This is a genomic window from Segatella hominis (assembly GCF_019249725.2).
In the GTDB taxonomy this organism is placed as follows: Bacteria; Bacteroidota; Bacteroidia; order Bacteroidales; family Bacteroidaceae; genus Prevotella.
In genome coordinates this window covers 3,470,919-3,490,000 of record NZ_CP137559.1, presented here as the reverse complement: position 1 = coordinate 3,490,000, position 19,082 = coordinate 3,470,919, and the positions used below count along the sequence as shown (strand labels likewise).

At 43.7% G+C, this 19,082-nt stretch carries 8 protein-coding genes, 2 tRNA genes and 2 rRNA genes (1 of these 12 only partly in view); 1 reads left to right on the top strand and 11 read right to left on the bottom strand.

Annotation, left to right across the window (positions count from 1 at the left end; translation table 11 throughout):
* The 7 genes from KUA50_RS14140 to KUA50_RS14110 form a co-directional block, all read right to left on the bottom strand.
* Positions 1-227 (bottom strand): 23S ribosomal RNA (locus KUA50_RS14140); it reaches 2,671 nt to the left of the window's first position.
* Between the two features lie 221 nt (positions 228-448).
* Positions 449-522, bottom strand: a tRNA-Ala gene (locus KUA50_RS14135).
* A gap of 63 nt (positions 523-585) precedes the next feature.
* Positions 586-659: transfer RNA gene (locus KUA50_RS14130), tRNA-Ile, on the bottom strand.
* Positions 660-789: 130 nt separating this feature from the next.
* A 16S ribosomal RNA gene (locus KUA50_RS14125) occupies positions 790-2,321 on the bottom strand.
* Together the 16S and 23S rRNA genes with 2 tRNA genes alongside form the textbook arrangement of a ribosomal RNA operon.
* A gap of 879 nt (positions 2,322-3,200) precedes the next feature.
* Positions 3,201-4,760 (bottom strand): IS66 family transposase, encoded by a 1,560-nt coding sequence (gene tnpC / locus KUA50_RS14120; protein WP_218458237.1) that lies wholly within the window; start codon positions 4,758-4,760, stop codon positions 3,201-3,203.
* 101 nt (positions 4,761-4,861) lie between these two features.
* Positions 4,862-5,209, bottom strand: coding sequence for an IS66 family insertion sequence element accessory protein TnpB (gene tnpB, locus KUA50_RS14115; protein ID WP_022110333.1), 348 nt, complete (start codon positions 5,207-5,209; stop codon positions 4,862-4,864).
* Positions 5,197-5,607, bottom strand: a complete 411-nt coding sequence (locus tag KUA50_RS14110; protein ID WP_134842472.1) for a hypothetical protein — start codon at positions 5,605-5,607, stop codon at positions 5,197-5,199. Before KUA50_RS14110 ends, tnpB begins: the two co-directional genes overlap by 13 nt.
* A 798-nt stretch (positions 5,608-6,405) precedes the next feature.
* Here KUA50_RS14110 and KUA50_RS14105 point away from each other — a divergent pair.
* Positions 6,406-7,158: a Bax inhibitor-1/YccA family protein gene (locus KUA50_RS14105; protein WP_218456009.1), complete on the top strand. Its 753-nt coding sequence runs from the start codon at positions 6,406-6,408 to the stop codon at positions 7,156-7,158.
* Between the two features lie 297 nt (positions 7,159-7,455).
* Here KUA50_RS14105 and KUA50_RS14100 read toward each other — a convergent pair whose 3' ends face one another.
* The 4 genes from KUA50_RS14100 to KUA50_RS14085 all read right to left on the bottom strand — a co-directional run bounded on the left by KUA50_RS14100 (position 7,456) and on the right by KUA50_RS14085 (position 18,973).
* Positions 7,456-11,055, bottom strand: a complete 3,600-nt coding sequence (locus tag KUA50_RS14100; protein ID WP_218456008.1) for a GH92 family glycosyl hydrolase — start codon at positions 11,053-11,055, stop codon at positions 7,456-7,458.
* Between the two features lie 81 nt (positions 11,056-11,136).
* The gene (locus tag KUA50_RS14095) at positions 11,137-13,860 is read right to left on the bottom strand and encodes a GH92 family glycosyl hydrolase (RefSeq protein WP_256624109.1); all 2,724 of its coding nucleotides are present in this window, start codon (positions 13,858-13,860) and stop codon (positions 11,137-11,139) included.
* A 109-nt stretch (positions 13,861-13,969) separates the two neighbouring features.
* Complete coding sequence (locus tag KUA50_RS14090; RefSeq protein ID WP_218456007.1) at positions 13,970-15,589, bottom strand: RagB/SusD family nutrient uptake outer membrane protein; 1,620 nt, start codon at positions 15,587-15,589, stop codon at positions 13,970-13,972.
* A gap of 24 nt (positions 15,590-15,613) precedes the next feature.
* Complete coding sequence (locus KUA50_RS14085) at positions 15,614-18,973, bottom strand: SusC/RagA family TonB-linked outer membrane protein (RefSeq protein WP_218456006.1); 3,360 nt, start codon at positions 18,971-18,973, stop codon at positions 15,614-15,616.
* Between the last annotated feature and the right edge of the window lie 109 nt (positions 18,974-19,082).

Sequence of the window (19,082 nt, the reverse complement as noted above, 5' to 3'; positions counted from 1 at the left end):
ATCATTCATTTATTTTCTCTTCCTGCAGGTACTAAGATGTTTCAGTTCCCTGCGTTAGCTCTAACACATGAGTGCTAGTAACCGTCCTTCAGACGGCTAGGTTGTCCCATTCGGAAATCTTCGGATCAGGGGTTATTTGCACCTACCCGAAGCTTATCGCAGCTTATCACGTCCTTCATCGCCTCCGTGAGCCTAGGCATCCGCCATACGCCCTTTCTTACTTTCTTTACGACTGTATTTGCTATTCGTTTCCGAACAGCGAATAAGTAGCTCATACTTTCAGCTGTATTCTAACAAAGTGAAATCTCATCTTGCGATTTGATTTACTTTAGTCTGAACTAAAGTTCATTACTTACAGTTTTGCTTGTGTCAATATGTCAAAGATCTTTTTAAGTGAAGAGTGAAGAACGAAGAGTGAAGAATTCACTTGTCCTACTCAACCTTAGAGTGGAGAATAACGGATTCGAACCGTTGACCCCCTGCTTGCAAAGCAGGTGCTCTAGCCAACTGAGCTAATCCCCCAAATCGAGAAGTAAAGAATGTATCAAAGTTGAACTTTGATTACACATTGGCTACGCCGATGTGTAGTCCCAGGCAGATTTGAACTGCCGACCTCCACATTATCAGTGTGGCGCTCTAACCAACTGAGCTATAGGACTGTGTTGGTAAAGAGTAGCATCTCTGCCGAACATTCTCTATCTCTTATTTAATTAAACAGATGGTGCGTACAAGAAGAGAAGCGAACTTTTATCAGATTCCTATTTCTCCATAGGATAATCGTCTCTCCAGAAAGGAGGTGTTCCAGCCGCACCTTCCGGTACGGCTACCTTGTTACGACTTAGCCCCAATTACCAGTTTCGCCCTAGGCCGCTCCTTACGGTCACGGACTTCAGGCGCCCCCGGCTTTCATGGCTTGACGGGCGGTGTGTACAAGGCCCGGGAACGTATTCACCGCGCCATGGCTGATGCGCGATTACTAGCGAATCCAGCTTCGTGGGGTCGGGTTGCAGACCCCAGTCCGAACTGAGACAGGCTTTAAGGATTTGATCCGTTTTGCAAAGGACCATCTCTCTGTACCTGCCATTGTAACACGTGTGTAGCCCCGGACGTAAGGGCCGTGCTGATTTGACGTCATCCCCACCTTCCTCACACCTTACGGTGGCAGTGTCCCCAGAGTGCCCAGCTTGACCTGATGGCAACTAAGGAGAGGGGTTGCGCTCGTTATGGCACTTAAGCCGACACCTCACGGCACGAGCTGACGACAACCATGCAGCACCTTCACAGAGACCCCGAAGGGCGTCATTGTCTCCAAATCCTTCCTCTGCAATTCAAGCCCGGGTAAGGTTCCTCGCGTATCATCGAATTAAACCACATGTTCCTCCGCTTGTGCGGGCCCCCGTCAATTCCTTTGAGTTTCACCGTTGCCGGCGTACTCCCCAGGTGGGATGCTTAATGCTTTCGCTTGGCCGCTGACCTATTCAGGCCAACAGCGGGCATCCATCGTTTACCGTGCGGACTACCAGGGTATCTAATCCTGTTCGATACCCGCACTTTCGAGCTTCAGCGTCAGTTGCGCTCCCGTGAGCTGCCTTCGCAATCGGAGTTCTTCGTGATATCTAAGCATTTCACCGCTACACCACGAATTCCGCCCACGTTGTGCGTACTCAAGAAGACCAGTTCGCGCTGCAGTGCAGAGGTTGAGCCACTACATTTCACAACACGCTTAATCTCCGGCCTACGCTCCCTTTAAACCCAATAAATCCGGATAACGCCCGGACCTTCCGTATTACCGCGGCTGCTGGCACGGAATTAGCCGGTCCTTATTCATAAGGTACATGCAAAAAGTCACACGTGACCCACTTTATTCCCTTATAAAAGCAGTTTACAACCCATAGGGCCGTCATCCTGCACGCTACTTGGCTGGTTCAGGCTCTCGCCCATTGACCAATATTCCTCACTGCTGCCTCCCGTAGGAGTTTGGACCGTGTCTCAGTTCCAATGTGGGGGACCTTCCTCTCAGAACCCCTACTGATCGTCGCCTTGGTGGGCCGTTACCCCGCCAACAAGCTAATCAGACGCATCCCCATCCATCACCGATAAATCTTTAATCCCATTCGGATGCCTTCGTGGGATATCATTGGGTATTAGTCTTACTTTCGCAAGGTTATCCCCAAGTGGTGGGCAGGTTGGATACGCGTTACTCACCCGTGCGCCGGTCGACGCCCATCAAAAGCAAGCTTTCGATGTCGTTTCCCCTCGACTTGCATGTGTTAAGCCTGTAGCTAGCGTTCATCCTGAGCCAGGATCAAACTCTCCATTGTAAAATATCATTTTTACTTCTTGCCTCATTGCTGAAGCAATCGGTGTTTGTTGTCTGTACTTAGGACGAATATCCTTTTTCGTTTATTGAAGCTTAGTAAACCTGACTTGTCAATTTCTTGACGGTTCGTTTCTTTTACCCAGTCAACTTTCTTATTTCTAAGAAGTTAACCGCTTCTTGTACTACTTGTCTGTTTATGTAAAATCTTTCAAAGAACTCTTTCTTTTGTTGCTAAGAGAAAGTGTATTTCTCAAAAGCGAGTGCAAAAGTACTAACTATTTTTCATTCCACCAAATATTTCGAGAAAAAAGTTTCAAAAACAGCAAGATTTTAACATTTGATTACATATCAAAGAATAATTAATGCAAGTGCACATTATAATATACATACGCGCTCCTGCACCTGCACACTGGTACGCATACACAGGCATAAACATAATATGATTGGAAATTTGAAAAGCGAAACGAGAAAAAAACTTCACCCTTCACCTTATCAATATAAATATCTGGCATACAGATAGTTATAGACAAAACAACTAAAAACCACCCTTCACCACCCTTCACCTCCCATCACCTCAATCTAAAAATCGCATTTACCCTAAAAACCTACTATGAAGGCTAAAACTGGTCGTCTATTAAGACCAAAAGCAGTCGTCTATTAAGATCAAGAGAGTGTGTGCCACAAGTCCATGATGCAATTTTTCTCATCGGATTTAAACGGAAAAATATATATATTTTTCATAATCAGCCAAATTTCAAATAAAACGAAGAACCCGTCAATCCAAGCTAAAAAAGGCTAAAAACGGCAAAAAAAGTAAGCGGCTCCGCGTTTATACCTTGCATAATTGAAAAAAGCAGTAATAGCTGATTGAATAATGCTGTTACTGCTTTTTCCATCTGTCAGGAAGCAAGTCTCTGTATTTTTCCAATGGAGTATTTGGTTGCCATTCTACGGTCTTTTCTATGACGTCGCTAATGTATTCGAACAGATTAATGCCATTCATTTTGCATGAGATGGCGATAGAATATAGGATAGCTCCTCGTCTTGCCCCTTCGTGCGAACCAAAGAATAATGAGTTTCTTCTCGACAGCGATATGTACCTCTGGATTCTCTCAATATAATTGTTGTCGAGAGCAGTATCACCTCTTTTAAAAATGTCACAAATGGCATTATACTCGTTAAGGGCATAGCCGACGGCTTGCGCCAAGGGCGATTTGGGCAGCAAATCCTTCCTGGAAGATAATTCCTCCAGTTTCTCTAATAAATCCTGCAAAATGTCCGGTGCGTATGATTGCCGATAAGCCAGATGTTTCTCTATTGTCCATCCATTTACGCCAACCTTATGCTTTTTGTCTTCTTGATAAAATCTGTTGATGATGCCTGCTACTTCCTGTGCATCCTTGTCGTTCTTGCCACAGTCGATGAAGTTTCTCTTGACATGCTGCAGACAGGCAATTCTCATAATGTCCGGATAAGCATCCGACTCCAGCTTCCGGTAAGGAGCATATGCATCACTCTGTACTGTACCTTTATAATCCGAGAACACATCAAGTATGATCTGCTCAGAACGTGATCCAGCCTCATATACGAAGAACACAAGTCCCAGTTTAGGTGCGCTTACCGCCCACAGGTAACCTTTCTTCGAGCCATTGTCTGTAGGCTTTACCCTCGTCAGCAGTACTTTATGATAAGTTTCATCTGCCGTAACATAATCCTGCTGTAACACCTTTTGGCAGATGGCTCTATAGATATTTTCCAGTACGTCTGCGCTTCTGGCAATCAGCTTGTTTGCCGTGGCTTTCCTTAGTGTGAACCCACTGTCGGCAAAGTATTTGACGATTCGCTCCACCGGCATGGAATAGATATACCGCAACTGCAGTAGACCTGCTGCAAAAGAAGATGTATAGGATGAGTTTAGCAGCAATGCTGGTGGGGTCTTTCCTGGATACAGGACATTTCCATCCGTATAAGTGTTGATGTGATATACGGTCTTGATGAACTTGATGGGCTCCATGCTGTAACGCACACAGGTGCGGGTGCCATAGATGCGCAGCGTCTTCAAAAGTTCCGCATCCATGTCTGGATTAACCGTAACATGTTTCTCCTCCATCTCATAATGCATGTCACGCTTGGCCCCATTGTTTTTGCGCTCCTTTCTCTTTTCCGCCTGCTCTTTTTTCTTCCTGTCAAATTCTTCCTGAGTCATTGAGTCTTGCAGACACTTCTCCTGACGTTCGGACTTTTTGCCGGAAACGAGCTTGCCGAGCGCCCTGTTCTGACGATTCGCTTTGTCTATGGCGATTCCTTTCTGGACGAGTTGCTCTTCTAATGACTTTATACGTTCAATGAGTTCACCGACCTGTATGGTCAGCGAACTCACAGTATCGTTAGCAAGCTGAAGTTGCTCCTTCAAAAGTACTATGATTTCGTCCTTTGTCATAGTGCAAAGGTACGAAAAAATATTGAGACATGCAAGTATTATTGGATATTAATTTTATCTATTTTATTGATATACAGCACGTTATTGGCATTATAATACAGCTATAAGTTAAGCCTCTTTCTAAATCTCATACTTTTAAGGCAAATTCCGCTCATGATGGCAGACAGAGTCTTGTGCGGCATTTTGCATTGCTTGTTCTTAGGGTCAAAGAATGGCAATTCAAAGGTTCCTCGTTCCAGTCGCTTGTGATATAGCAAGAAACCATCGCCGTCCCATTTTAGCAGTTTAACCTGCTGGCGATTCTTGGAGAAGAAGATGAAGACAGCACCGCCAAGTGGTGGCAGCTCCATCTCCGTCCTTACTATCTGATACAAGCCATTAATACCCGTGTTCATTCGAACGTATCGCTGGCAGACATAGTATTGGGTGTTCTCATTTAATCCAAACATACCGCATCCTCCTTCTCATAAAGTTTCATTAACGCCATAACAGACTTGGCGCATCCTTTTTTGATCGACACAACGGTTCCATTGGGAAAGGTTATGTTTATGCCTTGAAGAAGATCCTCCATAGGAAGATCTATAGTTGGAGACTCCATAGGCACGAACATCACGCCGGTATTTGCAGTAGAGGCTTCTGCTCTTTCCTTACGGGCTGCCTCCTGAACTTCGCGGATTTCATGCTTGGCACGCAGGACAGAATATCCCTTCTCGGACATCCAATTTTGCATGGTACGGTGATTTACATGCCTTTCCTTCAAGAAAGGAGTCAGGTGAGCCTTTGGATTTCGATTCAAATAGATTAAGAAGGAATTCCAAGCCTTCTCAAAACGTTCGTTTGTTGTCATAATTCATGCAATTAAAAAATTATGGTGCAAAGGTACGAACAAACGAGAAAGCTACAATGGTATAAACGCGGAGCCGCTTACCTAAAAACGGCAAAAAAAGATGAAGGGCGGTGAAGGGTGGTGAAGGGTTAAATTTTACCATTCACCCACGAATCCCCAGTATTTATCGGCTTTTCAGGCGAACAGGTGAAGGGTGAAGGGTAAAATCGTTTTTCGATTTTAAATTTTCTATGCTATAAAGATTTTTCTAAAATCTACCACATTTATTTTTATATAAAGACCGCAACAAACATTTTCTATAATTAAGAAAATATGAGAACTGAATGCCAAGCAGATATTCTTGTTTCGCCAAGTTTGCAAAGTGCCTAAGGAAGGGCACTATTGTGCCAAGGCAAGGGCACCTTTGTGCTCGGATAAGAGCACTATTGTGCCCCCGAGAAGCGCAATGGTGCACAAGTCAGACACCACCCGTAAACCCGAAGCCCAGATTTCTATCTTTCAGAGATACAAGTCGCAAGCAAGTCATTTGGGCTTTGCAAACAAGCGATATACTACATTGAAATGACAGGCAAACGATTATATAGAAATGACATAAGTAGAGAATAAATGTTAATTATTAACGCATTTCGTGGCTATTCCAAGAAATGGCATTATCTTTGCAACCGTTAAATTGAAGAATAATGCTGCAAAATGAAGAATCATACATAATAGAGTAGGATTATCAAAATTTAGCAGGATTATCAAAACAAAGCAGTTTTATCAGAACAAAAGAATCATATAAACTAAATAAATAAGACTATGACAGAAAAAGAAATGTACAATTTCATAAATGAGCAGAATCAGGAGACTGGTTTCGCTTATAATGAGAAAGAGCGCGGTTTAAGCAACGTATTCTCTGCACTTATGCGCAAAGTATATGTATGGATGACCTTTGCACTCATTATCACAGGTGTTACCGCCTATGGTGTGGCAAGCAGTCCTACACTCTTAACTACGATTTACACTAACAGCGCTATCATGTGGGGATTGATTATCGCCGAGTTCGTATTGGTTTTCGCCATCAGTGGCGCAATCAACCGCCTATCATTGGGCACAGCCACATTGCTTTTCATTCTCTACTCCGTATTGAATGGCGCAACGCTCTCCTCCATCTTCGTCCTCTATGAGATGACAAGCATTGCAAAGGTATTCTTCATTACAGCCGGTACTTTCGGAGCAATGGCTTTTTACGGATACACGAGCAAGAGAGATTTGACCTCTATCGGCAAGATACTTTTCATGGCTTTGATTGGTCTTATTATCGCTACTGTGGTCAATATGTTCCTGAAGAGTCCTGGCTTTGACTACATTTTAAGTTATGTAGGCGTAGCCATCTTTGTTGGTTTGACCGCCTGGGACTCACAGAAAATCAAGCAGATGCTCCAGATGCAGTACGACATGAGCGAAGGCGCACAGAAATTGGCTTTACTCGGTGCACTCACCCTGTATCTCGATTTCATCAACCTCTTCCTTTATCTGCTCCGCATTTTCGGAGGCAGCAACAGAGACTAAAAAATAACAAAATACAGACGAAAAAGGGTGTGTCATAACTACATGACGCACCCTTTTTCGATGACACTCCCATTTTCACCAAATACTCTTTAAATATCCTTCTCTGCACGGGTATTTTTCCCTGCCCACGCAAGAATTTTTCCGTGGGCATGGAAAAATAAAAGTGGGTACATGGACGAAAAAACATATTATATAGCTATGGAAAGGGATTGAGAAAATCGATTGCAATAAGTAAAGGGAGTTACAATATATAAATATCCTACAGGATCTATCAGTATCATCTTATTTTCTTAAATTTTAATATTTAGGAGAATTCCCCATTCTGAAAGAAAGTTTTCCACCTTTCAGCAAATCATCATGAGACAAATAATAGCCAGACTTACCATTCAGGTCAACTTGCTGGATGTAGAAGTTCTCATCATCGACTCCCTCAGCAACAATTTCGAACTTTCTGCCGTTCTCCAAATTGAATGTAACCTTATCAAAACTTGGCGTGCCTATATAATAATAAGGTGTAGCCGGACATACGGGATAGAACCCGATGGCTGAAAACATATACCAAGCCGACATCTGACCCGCATCATCATTACCCGACAGTCCTCCAGGAGTATCATTATATTCGGTATTCAGAATATGATGAATGCGCTGCTGGGTCTTCCAGGGAGCACCAGCCTTATTATAAAGGTAGGCTATCTGATGACAAGGTTCGTTACCATGCCAGTACAATCCTTCATCAAACATTCTGTCCAGACGTGTGATGACGTTCTGCCCACTATTGTTGATAACTTGGAAAAGTCCCTCCACATTCTGAGGCACATACCAGGTATAGTGACAGGTAGCCCCCTCGGTAATATAACTCTTGCGATGCACCAGATCGAGATTATTTTCCCATTTCCGATTTTGATGACGACCGTCAGCCCATCCGGTCTTTGGATTGATGACATGACGCCAGTTTTCAGACCGTCGCATCAGTTGCTCATAGTCTGCTAATAGCATTTTCTTATCCAAGGACAGAAAATTGCCTTTATTCTTCTGATATTCCAGAGAATCAGCCAACAACTTTGCCATCTGTGCCACGGCAAAATCATCAAAAGCATATTCCAAAGTACGGGAGGTCTGCTCATTCTGATGAAAAGCCTCTTTCACACTATCCTCCATCGGAATAAATCCATATTTGAGATATGACTTCAAAGCCCTTCTTCCCATACCATTCTTATACTCCTCAAAAGACTTCGGACTCTGGAAAGCATTTTTACGCATCCCCTGGTATGCTGTCTGCGCATCAAAGCCACGAATGCCCTTGACATAAGCATCCGCCAGAGCAACACCGGCATGGTCGCCAATCATCGCTGCCGTATAACTGTTCCAACAAGGGAAAATTGGCATCCATCCACCCTCCTTGTACATATTGACCAGCGACTGCATCATGTCACCCGACAAAGTTGGCGTGATGATATTATAGAGAGGAAGTTCGGCACGATAGATATCCCACATAGAGAAATCTCCGTATGCTTTTGGAAGTGAAGAATGAAGAGTGACGAGTGAAGGATTCTCTTGCTTCGTCTCTCCATGAGCAAATGGTGGGTAGTCGCCATTCACATCACTCATCTGACGAGGCAGGAACGAAGCACGGTAGAAGGCTCCATAAAACTGGTTGACCTTAGCCGTATCCTTGCTTTGCACATCTATCGTATGAAAGCGGTCGCACCATGCATCGATGGCTCTTTCCCGCATCTCATCAAAACTACTTGCCAAGTTATCCACTTCTTTCTCTAAATTGGAAAGCGCATTTTCCTTGCCTGTAAACGAACTGGCGGTTCTTAATTCCATCGATTTTTCGGTCTGACCTTTGAAAGTAAGCCAAGCCCCGATGCGGGCACCTTTAGCCTCCAATCCCTTTCCTTTCTTATTCTCCTTGGAGAACACACCGAAATCAACCAGTCCTTCAGGATATTCCAAGATAAAATGCCCACTGAATCCTGCTGGTTCACCCCATCCTTGGTAGATGCGATGCACAGGATTATAACCATAAACTCTATGATTCAGCGTATCGATCTCTATGTATCCTTCCCCCTCGTCACTATTCGGATTGATGACGATATGAACATCTTGGTCTTCCTGTGGTGTTACACGCAAGATGGCAGTATGGCTCAAAGCCGTAAGTTCGGTTTTAAGATGTTCTTTCTTCAAGTTGATCGCATAGTAATGAGGGTGAGATATTTCATCTGCATGCGAAAAAGGAGTAGCACGTTCCTCTGGCTGCAATCTCAGTTTACCGCCCAAAGTTGCCACCGTAAAGGAACCGTAATCCTGGGTGCAACCTCCTACTATCCAATGGCTGTTGCGAAAGCCCTGCAATTCTGTATCCTTATAATAATAAGGTGCAATACACTTTTTCTCCGTATCTTGAGTCTGAGGAGTCCAGGAATTCTGTCCGTTAGGCACCAGTACGGCAGGAAGGGTTTGTCCATGTTCCTCACTTCCCTTACCAAACATGCCAGCCGTCTTGGTATTAGCCTGCGCTGTGCCCACCATCGTATTGAGGGCATGGAGCTGACGTACATGTTCTGCCTTGTCTATTCGGCTTTCCATATACTGCTTGAATTCTTCCCAGGAAAAATAGTTTTTATCATAAGACGGAGCATCAGAACCATAGAACACATCTTCCATGCCTTTGATCTGTGCCTCGTTCACCTCATTATACAACAGTCTTACCACAATATTTTTCTCAGGATGAGCCTCGTCCGGCACATCCTTCTTATAGAAAATCATCTGTAGGTTGGTAGCCATTGGAACCACAACATCCATGCGATTATAGTCATATCGGTCGCAGGAACTTTCAAACATTCCCGTCTCTTCAGTAACCCTTTCATAGCCAGCCCCCAAAAGAGTAAGCAGGCGATAGAGATTGGTATCATGTCCGAAGCGCAAATCAGCAGAAGGCTTACCCAAAGCCAAAGCCCTATCAGCATCATCTCTGATATGATGCCACAAAGAAACAGCAGAGCGCATCGGAATCCGTTCATTATAGAGATCCTCTCCATTACAGATCGTCATACGCTTATTGTTGGCTTCATAGAAAGCACGGAATTCCTCATCAGTAAAGAGGGCATTCAACTGCTCCTCTATATCTTTCGGATAAGACTTGAAATTCAAACCCACATCCTGAATAGAGGAAGTGATGGCCTGCATCTCCCCCATCAACTTCATCGGATCATCAATCTTGGAAATATCCTTGAAAAGCAGATGCATGAATCTTTCTGTAGAAACCTTTGGCGTAACCTTTGTCCTGTTTTCCAATGCTTTTTCTTCCGGAGAAGTATAGGCAATCCATGCCATATCAGCAGAATCGGTCTTTACATCCATCGTTAGTGACGGCTGCAAATGATGCAATTCATCCGTAAAAGCCAACATACTTTTCACACAACGGTCAACGACACTTGAACGTGCCGTCACACGATTACCTGTAGCAAAAATATGAGGAAAGCGTTGATACATACGATTGGCAATGCCCCGATGCTGAAGAGCGCCTAATTTCGACAGTTTACCACCATTACCCTGAGCATTATCCCATACTCGCCATAAGATTTTCCTTACCTTTTTTCCTAAAGGAGTAAGATTGGACACATCCTCAAAGTGACGGTTCACCCAGGTATAGCGGTCATCATGGGGCATCCAACGGGAACCATGACGACCATAATGACTTATATAGAAAGGAGTGTAACCCTCCAGAACCAGATTATCCTCATCCTCATATTTCTCGATGGAAAGAGTTTTACCAGTCTCTACCTCAGTAAAAGGATAAGCGCAGTACACCCCACCCATCTGGCGACGGGTCTGAGCTTGTACCAGCAAGAGACACATGACAAAACCGATTACTAATATTACTTTCTTCATTAGGCTTTTATATTTTTCCACAAAGTTACAAAATTAATTCTATTATTAGAACAAATCTGAAACAATTTTCCGTAGGAAGAATCATTTCCTGTCCGGAAGCATTCCTGTGAGGGTCCAATCAATACCTAAAGGATTGTTTTTCATCCAAAGCACCCATGGCAGTTGGTGACAAAGACTGATACACATCGTTGTGCCATCTATATCCGCCCGCACGACAACGATCTTTGCATCCCTTGACACCTGTCGCCAAGTAATATCATTATAGATGAAAGTACCAGAATGAAGCAACTGCTGTAAGGCTTTTCTGGAAATAAACAGGAAGGTACCATCACGCATACCTTTATTCTGCGACTTGTTGCAGACATAGATATTCTTTCCTTTCTGCGGACTATCCCAAGAGAAACCAGTAGCCTCATCCACCAGTCTTTCCGGTATCAGATAGACCGACTGGTTGCATTTCAAATACAGGGTGTCACGGTTTCCATTCAGATAAGTTGCCCCGAGCTCCCAATTGCGATACTGACGGTTTAAAACGAAATGAGAAATCCCTTGTGAAGGAATACTTTTCAACAAGTTATCCACATCTTGTTCACAACGTGGAAAACGCTCTTTCTGATTAGAAATCAGCATCTTAGCACCGTTATCAACAGTAGAATCAACAGCAGAAAAACCAGGAAGCACAAGTTTTCCACCATTTGTTAATAACTCATGAGTCAAGAATTTCCTATCCCAGGATTTCATCTTTTCATCCCTTACCACTTGCAGTTTTTTACCATTCTCCAGATGAATCGTATATTCAGGAATCAGCGGCGAGCCTACCAGATAGAGATTCTGTCCAGCCACGGGATAAAGCCCCATCATATTGAAGACAAGCCAGGAAGACATGGCGCCGCTATCATCATTTCCCGGCAAACCGAGCGGAGTATCGTTATAGTTGTCATTCACAATCTGTCTGATACGTGCTACACTCAGATCAGGTCTATCCACCCAATGGTAGAGATAAGGAGTCATAAAACTCGGTTCGTTAGCAACATTATAATGTTTGTTGGCAAAGAATGTATGAAGGCGCTTGATAAAAGCCTCCTTGCCGCCGCACAACTCTACCAATCCCGGCACATCATGCGGAATACTGAGACTATATTCAGCCGACAAAGCTTCATAGAAGAAAGTACTCCACCATGGCAGATACCAGGGAGCCACCTTCGTATCAGGGCGATAAGGAATCAGGGGATGGTAAACTTTTGATTTTCCCCAAGGCACAGAGTCGAGCCATCTCCCATTTTCATCACGAGGCATGATGAAGCCACGCATTCCCTGCCATTCATAATCACCACGCCAAAGATTGCGCCAGTTACCAGAGCGCTTGAGATATTTCTGATACAGGTCTTGATGTCCTAACCCTTTCGCCACCTGAGCGATACACCAATCATCATAACTGTATTCCACCGTACGGTTGCCAGCTCTGTCGATACCATAAGGGATATAGCCGAGCGTATTGTATTCCTTCAATCCACCACGACCCTGCTTTTCATCAGGCACACTTCCCAAATACCCATCATCATCCGTAGGTGGAACTTCAGCATCCTTGATCATAGCCTTGAGTGCCAATTCATAGTCGATGCCTTTCATCCCTTTGGCAAAAGCATCGGCTATCACAATTTCAGCATTGCTTCCTCCCTGCGTTCTTCCATTCCAATTACCACTCCGGGCATCCGGCATATAGCCATCATGCTTATAAATATTCAAAAGCGAATGGATCATATCCCGCTGCTTATCCTCATCTATCAGAGTAAGAAGCGGCATAGACGTACGGTAAGTATCCCAAATGGCATAGTAATCATCATAATAAGGAGTATCAGAGAAATGAGGGTTTTCCCCCGACTTATCCACAGGCATCAGCATCGTATGGTAGATGCCCGTGTAGAACATCCGTTTCTGTTTTTCAGTTCCTGCGATTTCTATCTTCCTCAATTTTCCATTCCAGGTTTCTCGTAGATGCTTCAACTGGGCATCGAAACCACAGGTAGGGATATTCCGCTTGGCTTGGGCGATACTGATATGCGAAATACCCAATTTCAGATTGGCAATACTTTTCAAGAAAGTGACATCCAATCTTGCTTTAGATTCTTTCACCTTATTATATAATAGAGGAACATCGCTCTGCAAATAGAAATATACGGTATAAGGACCGCCATTGTTCCAGCCGCCCCGAACCGTACTCCATCCAGAGACGGCATATTTTCCATCACAGGAAACATACGAATCCACATACTGCTGCGCTTCGCGCTTATCAGGAATCGTATCTATTCCTAAGAAAGTAGCCACATCTATCAAGAGTTTTCCCTTCTGCTTCTTGCCAAAGTCCAACCGATAGAAGGCACAACGATCAGAGGCAGTAATCTCAGTTCGTATTCCATTCTCAAAGGTACACGCATAATATCCCAAGGAAATCTTCTCATCCATCCGTTTCTGTATGATTTCCTTAGAATCGAGGTAAGGCTGAATCAGGATATTGCCATATTTCTGTCCACCTCCCGTTCCGCTGACATGCATCTGCGAAAATCCCTTGACAGGTTCAGGTATCGGTGTCCATCCTGCATTCGGCATAGTCACGGCATCCGGTCCCGGCTTTGCCATACCATAAGGCATACAAGGCCCAGGGAAAGTTCTTCCCAATCCCTCACTTCCGATACGTGGGTCCACATATCGGGAATAATCCTTAGCTGCAACCAGCAAGGCCACAGCCAAGAAGGCCACCAAAAGCTGTAAAGACTTTTTTCCTGCCAACCATAGTAATAAAAACAACAGGTTCCTTCTCACAATCAAACAGTTCTATCAAAATGAAACAAACTTCGCCTAACAATTAGGAAAAAGGGAGTGGCAGAACCCGCCACTCCCCATTTATCACAATCGATTAATATCCAGGATTCTGTTCCCAACCATTCAAATTGATTGTATTTTGTGGCACTGGGAAGATGCGATGACGCTTGTCAAAGCTTGCATCAGGGAAGTCCTTGTAATGAGGGAAGAACTCATCCTCATAATGGCCGAAACGAATCATATCGTTACGACGCCAGTTCTCATCAAAGAATTCACGACCACGCTCATCATAGATTTCCTGCAAGGTAGGTTCGTTAGCTATCGTTGGAGCACCTGCGTACGTACGAATCTGATTGAAGAGAGCTTTTGCACCACTACTACCCTGACGAGTAAGAGCCTCAGCCTTCATAAGAAGTATGTCGGCAAAACGGAAGATTGGCAGGTCATTAGACTGGTTACGACCATTATTATAGTCGGCTGGAGTAGTAAACCATTTGATGGAGTGACAACCCTGCTGATAAGCATTGGCGTCATTGCCAACATCGATGTTATTATCTTTCTTAGCAAGAGTGATGTCTTCCGTAAAATGTACCTGGTTGCCTTTATACATAAAAGGTTCAGTTGTAGGACGTAAAGTCTTTGGGTCACGAACATACACATCACCACGAAGAATACTGAGATTACGAATATCTCCATCCAGAGAGAACAATTTGGCAAACTCAGGAGTTACCACCATATTTCCACCAAACGACTGAGTAAACTTATCTGTTGAGCCATAGACATTTGGCAACAGATTTTTCATATCCTTGAATGTACGAGGACGAGCATACTGCATACCCTGACGATTGATGGCATCATATGGTATTGCGTATATGAAGTCTTCCACCTGCCAGCCATTGTCGTATGAGAACTTATGAAGATAGTCAACAGAACCCAAATTGAACTTACCACTATTGATAATTTCATCGCAAGCAGCAATACAAGCATCCAACTTTGGATTTGCAGCAGTTGCAGCATCATATTGGTCAACCGACTCAGCCGTATAGACAGGCCAGTTGATATATAGCTTGGCGAGAAGAGCCTCAGCCATCCATTTAGTAGGCTTGCCGTATGTATTTTCAGTAACATCATCCGTCAATGCAGGGATAATGTCATTAAGTTCACTCTCAATCCACTCCGCAACTTCCTTACGTGAAGAACGAGGTACCACAGAACCTTCAGCCTGAACTTTATCCAAAATAGGCGTATCGCCATAACTATCCATCAAAATCCAGGTATAATAAGCACGTATGGCACGAGCTGGCGCTTTCATCTGGGCAGAAGCTCCACTACCCAAGTCCTCCAAGATGGTATTCGCCTTTGTAATACCAGCCGTCACATCATCATACCAACCGATAGATGCATCATTAGGAGAACTACAATGAAGTGCTTGGTGAGCATAGGTACCACTGTCATAATAACCACCAGCAAAAGCGAGTGGAGTAAACTCATCGGAAGCCAAGCATTGTGCCTCCATATAACGGCGACCCAATGTTCCTGCAAGATGGTAATATACGTCCGCCATCTTTGCCTCCACAACAATCATAGGATCAACTCCTGAGTTTTGACTAGGATCCTCAGTATATTGCGAGTTTGGACTCATGTCCAAGTCCGTACAGCCGGTAAGTGTCATGGCTAACAATCCAGCTGAAATAAACAATCTATTTAGTTTCATATTCTGTAATCTGATTAATAGTTATTACTTAACAGTCACAATAGCAATACGATTAGCATGATTGGTATCCGCACCCTTGGCGATAATACGAGTCACATTCACGCCCTTATTCTGTAGATACTTAGCTACTGCATCTGCACGTTTCTGAGACAACTGCTGATTTACAGAAGACTTGCCTTCAGGAGAAGCGTATGCTACAATCTCGACATTAGAGCCACTCTTGATGCCATCAAGTTCTGAAGTATTGCCAATCTCTGCAGAATTTACAGGGAATGTCACAACGTATGTGCTCTGTACGAAAGTTGTCTTTCCAGGAACCTCCTTAACCACTTCCTTGATGACTGGTACTTCCTTGATTACCTCTCGGTCGATATACTGTGGCGTAACCTTTTTCTTCTTGCTTCCACCGAAATTAATCTTAACACCCACCATGAAGGTACGTGTATGTGGATAACGGCTCCAACGATAATCGATACCCGGGTCAATGCCACCCATATTCACCTCAGGATCAAGTCCCTTATAGTTAGTGATAGTAAAGAGGTTATTGGCTGTACCATAAAGAGTCAAGTCCTGAATCCAGTCATTAAAGCAATTACGGAATGTGTAACTCAAAGAGAGCGTCTGAAGACGAACGTAAGATCCTTTCTCTATATAACGGTCCGAAGGAAGTGAGCTTGAAGCATCGCCAACAGGATTAGAAAGGAATTCTTTCAATACGTTCTTACCATCTGAGAACATTTGAGCAGCCGTATAGTGAGCGCGAGGACTATTATAAACGTCATTACCGAACACACCTGTGATAAATGCGTTCAAACTCCAGTTCTTATAAGTAAGCGTATTGTTCCAACCTGCATTGAGCTTAGGTTGCGCACAACCTGTTATAGAACGGTCTTTCAAACTTGGATTATTGGTGGTTTCGCCTGTACGATTACCATTTTCATCAAGAACGTAGTACTCTGAGCGTCCATTTACAATTCCTGCATACTGATACGTATAGAATGTACCAATAGGTTCGCCCTCCATAATTCTCTGTGTCCAACCATCATCAGAAACACCAGCTACCATTGGGTCACCTTGGGTGAGATTAGTAGTATGGAATGTCTCATTCTGCATCTTATCGACAGTATTCTTGTTATGAGAGAGGTTGAGGGTAGTACTCCACATAAAATTCTTGGTACGAACAGGCACAGCATTCAATGTGAACTCAATACCCTTATTGGTCATCTCACCCACATTGGCATCCATCCAACCATATATGTACTGAGTTGTAGAAACAGGATAGCTCCAAATCAAGTCCTTGGTCTTCTTATGATAAACTTCCACAGTACCATTCAGACGTCCCTTCAAGAATGCGAAGTCGAGACCAATGTTCAACATACCTGTTGACTCCCACTTCAAATCAGGGTTTGCATTCTTGGTTGCACCGTATGAGCGATAAGTCTTACCATCATATACGAATGTACCAGAAGCACCATACGTATTATAAGAAGAATACACATCAAAGCCCATGGCATTACCAGAAATACCATATCCCGCACGAAGTTTCAAGTTATCGAAGATATGCTGGTTCTGCATAAACTTCTCCTCAGTGATATTCCAAGCAGCAGATACAGAAGGGAAAGTTCCCCAACGATTGTTCTTGCCGAATACCGAAGAACCGTCACGACGAATGGTTGCCTGAAGCATATAACGACTGTCAAAAGAGTAGTTCACACGACCGTAGAAAGAGATATTACGTACCTTCTCCAAATAGCCGCTCTGAACGGAGTTCTGAACGCCCAAGATGGTTTGTGCGTATGACATATTATACCATCCAAGATCATCATTATAGTAACCTTCAACACTAAGACCGAATCCATCGTTATTCTTCTTTTCTTCCCAAGAATAACCACCCATCAAGCCCCACTTGCTCTTTCCGACCTTGAAATCGTAGTTGAGATAAGTCTCAAAAGTCTGTTCACGACCAAAATAAGTATTACGGGTAGCCTGACCATTCTTGTTGCCAATACCCTCCAACTGAGAGTTACGGGTATTATAGGCACTATAAGTACTTTGATAATTACTCCAAGAATAGTTGACACTCCAAACGAATCCCTTCCAAAGTTCGAGGGCGGTCTTACCAACAAACTGGTTACGTTTCCAGACTGTCTCAGACTTATTTTCCTCCATCAATGCAAGAGGGTTATAGTTCTTGGAGCCAGAGCCTACGGTCCATGTTCCATCCGCATTTTTGATAGCATTAGTAGGAGAATAATAGTTCATGGCATCAAGCACAGATGCACCCTCATTGCCAGATGGTACGCCAAAGTGTTTGCCATACATCATATTCGCACCAATAGAAACCGTAAGGTGGTCTTTCAATGTCTTGGTTGACACAAGAGAACGGACATTGAAACGGTCAAAGCCTGTCATCTTGATGACACCCTCACGCTTTCTGAGATCGGCACTAATCATATAATTAGTAGAACCATTTCCACCACTAATGTTTACATTATGATTATGACTTATACCAGTACGAAGCACCTCGTCTTGCCAATCCGTATTGGCGCCACCATCCTTGAGAGTTATATTGTTGTCCTTTGCATACTGACGCAAATCATCAGCTGTACACACATCATATTTCTTCAGAATATTATCAAAAGCCACATAGCCATTGTAAGAGACATTGGTTTTCTCCTCAGCACCCTTCTTGGTAGTAATGATGATTACACCATTGGCAGCCTTGGAACCATAGATGGCCGTAGCTGTAGCGTCTCGAAGAACGTCAATAGACTCGATATCTTCTGGAGACACAATAGAAATATCAACTCCAGGGATTCCATCCACAACATAATAAGGTGACATGGCACCCGTACGGAGAGTAGAAGCACCACGAAGGGTAATGGTAGGAGAGCCGTTAGGATCGGCAGTAGAAGAAACCACCAAACCCGGAACCTTTCCCTGAAGCATCTGACCTGGGTCTGTAAACACACCTTGGTTCAAATCTTCTGCCTTCACGGTAGTAATTGAAGAGGTAACATCCTTACGGCGCATCGTACCATAACCTACAACTACGACCTCATTCAAGGCCGTATTGTCTTCTTGCAAAACAATCTGACTGTTGGAACCGGCCTTAACGGTCTGTGGCGTGAAACCGATATACGAAATTTTCAACTTTGCACCAGGCTTCACATTCAGTTTGTAGTTACCATACATGTCAGTAACTGCACCATTCTGCGTACCCACCTCCAAAACGGAAACGCCGATAAGAGGCTCGCCATTGGCATCCTTCACGGTACCACTGACATTACTCTGTGCAAACGTGAGCGAACTCACCAATAAAAGGGCGGAAGAGAACAAGACACGTCTCATGTTACTTCCAATAGTCTTTTTTACTATTTGCATAACCTATTAGATTTTAGTTATAATTATACGGCGCAAAGGTAATGGTACCTTATTACACCGGAGTTTAGTTCTGATTTCATTAGAATGAAAGAACTACAGAAACCATTTC

What these genes read in the sequence shown, in the direction of transcription:
- tnpC (WP_218458237.1), bottom strand. Translation starts at nt 4,760, where the DNA reads ATGACAAAGGACGAAATCATAGTACTTTTGAAGGAGCAACTTCAGCTT.
- tnpB (WP_022110333.1), bottom strand. Translation starts at nt 5,209, where the DNA reads ATGTTTGGATTAAATGAGAACACCCAATACTATGTCTGCCAGCGATAC.
- KUA50_RS14110 (WP_134842472.1), bottom strand. Translation starts at nt 5,607, where the DNA reads ATGACAACAAACGAACGTTTTGAGAAGGCTTGGAATTCCTTCTTAATC.
- KUA50_RS14105 (WP_218456009.1), top strand. Translation starts at nt 6,406, where the DNA reads ATGACAGAAAAAGAAATGTACAATTTCATAAATGAGCAGAATCAGGAG.
- KUA50_RS14100 (WP_218456008.1), bottom strand. Translation starts at nt 11,055, where the DNA reads ATGAAGAAAGTAATATTAGTAATCGGTTTTGTCATGTGTCTCTTGCTG.
- KUA50_RS14090 (WP_218456007.1), bottom strand. Translation starts at nt 15,589, where the DNA reads ATGAAACTAAATAGATTGTTTATTTCAGCTGGATTGTTAGCCATGACA.
- KUA50_RS14085 (WP_218456006.1), bottom strand. Translation starts at nt 18,973, where the DNA reads ATGCAAATAGTAAAAAAGACTATTGGAAGTAACATGAGACGTGTCTTG.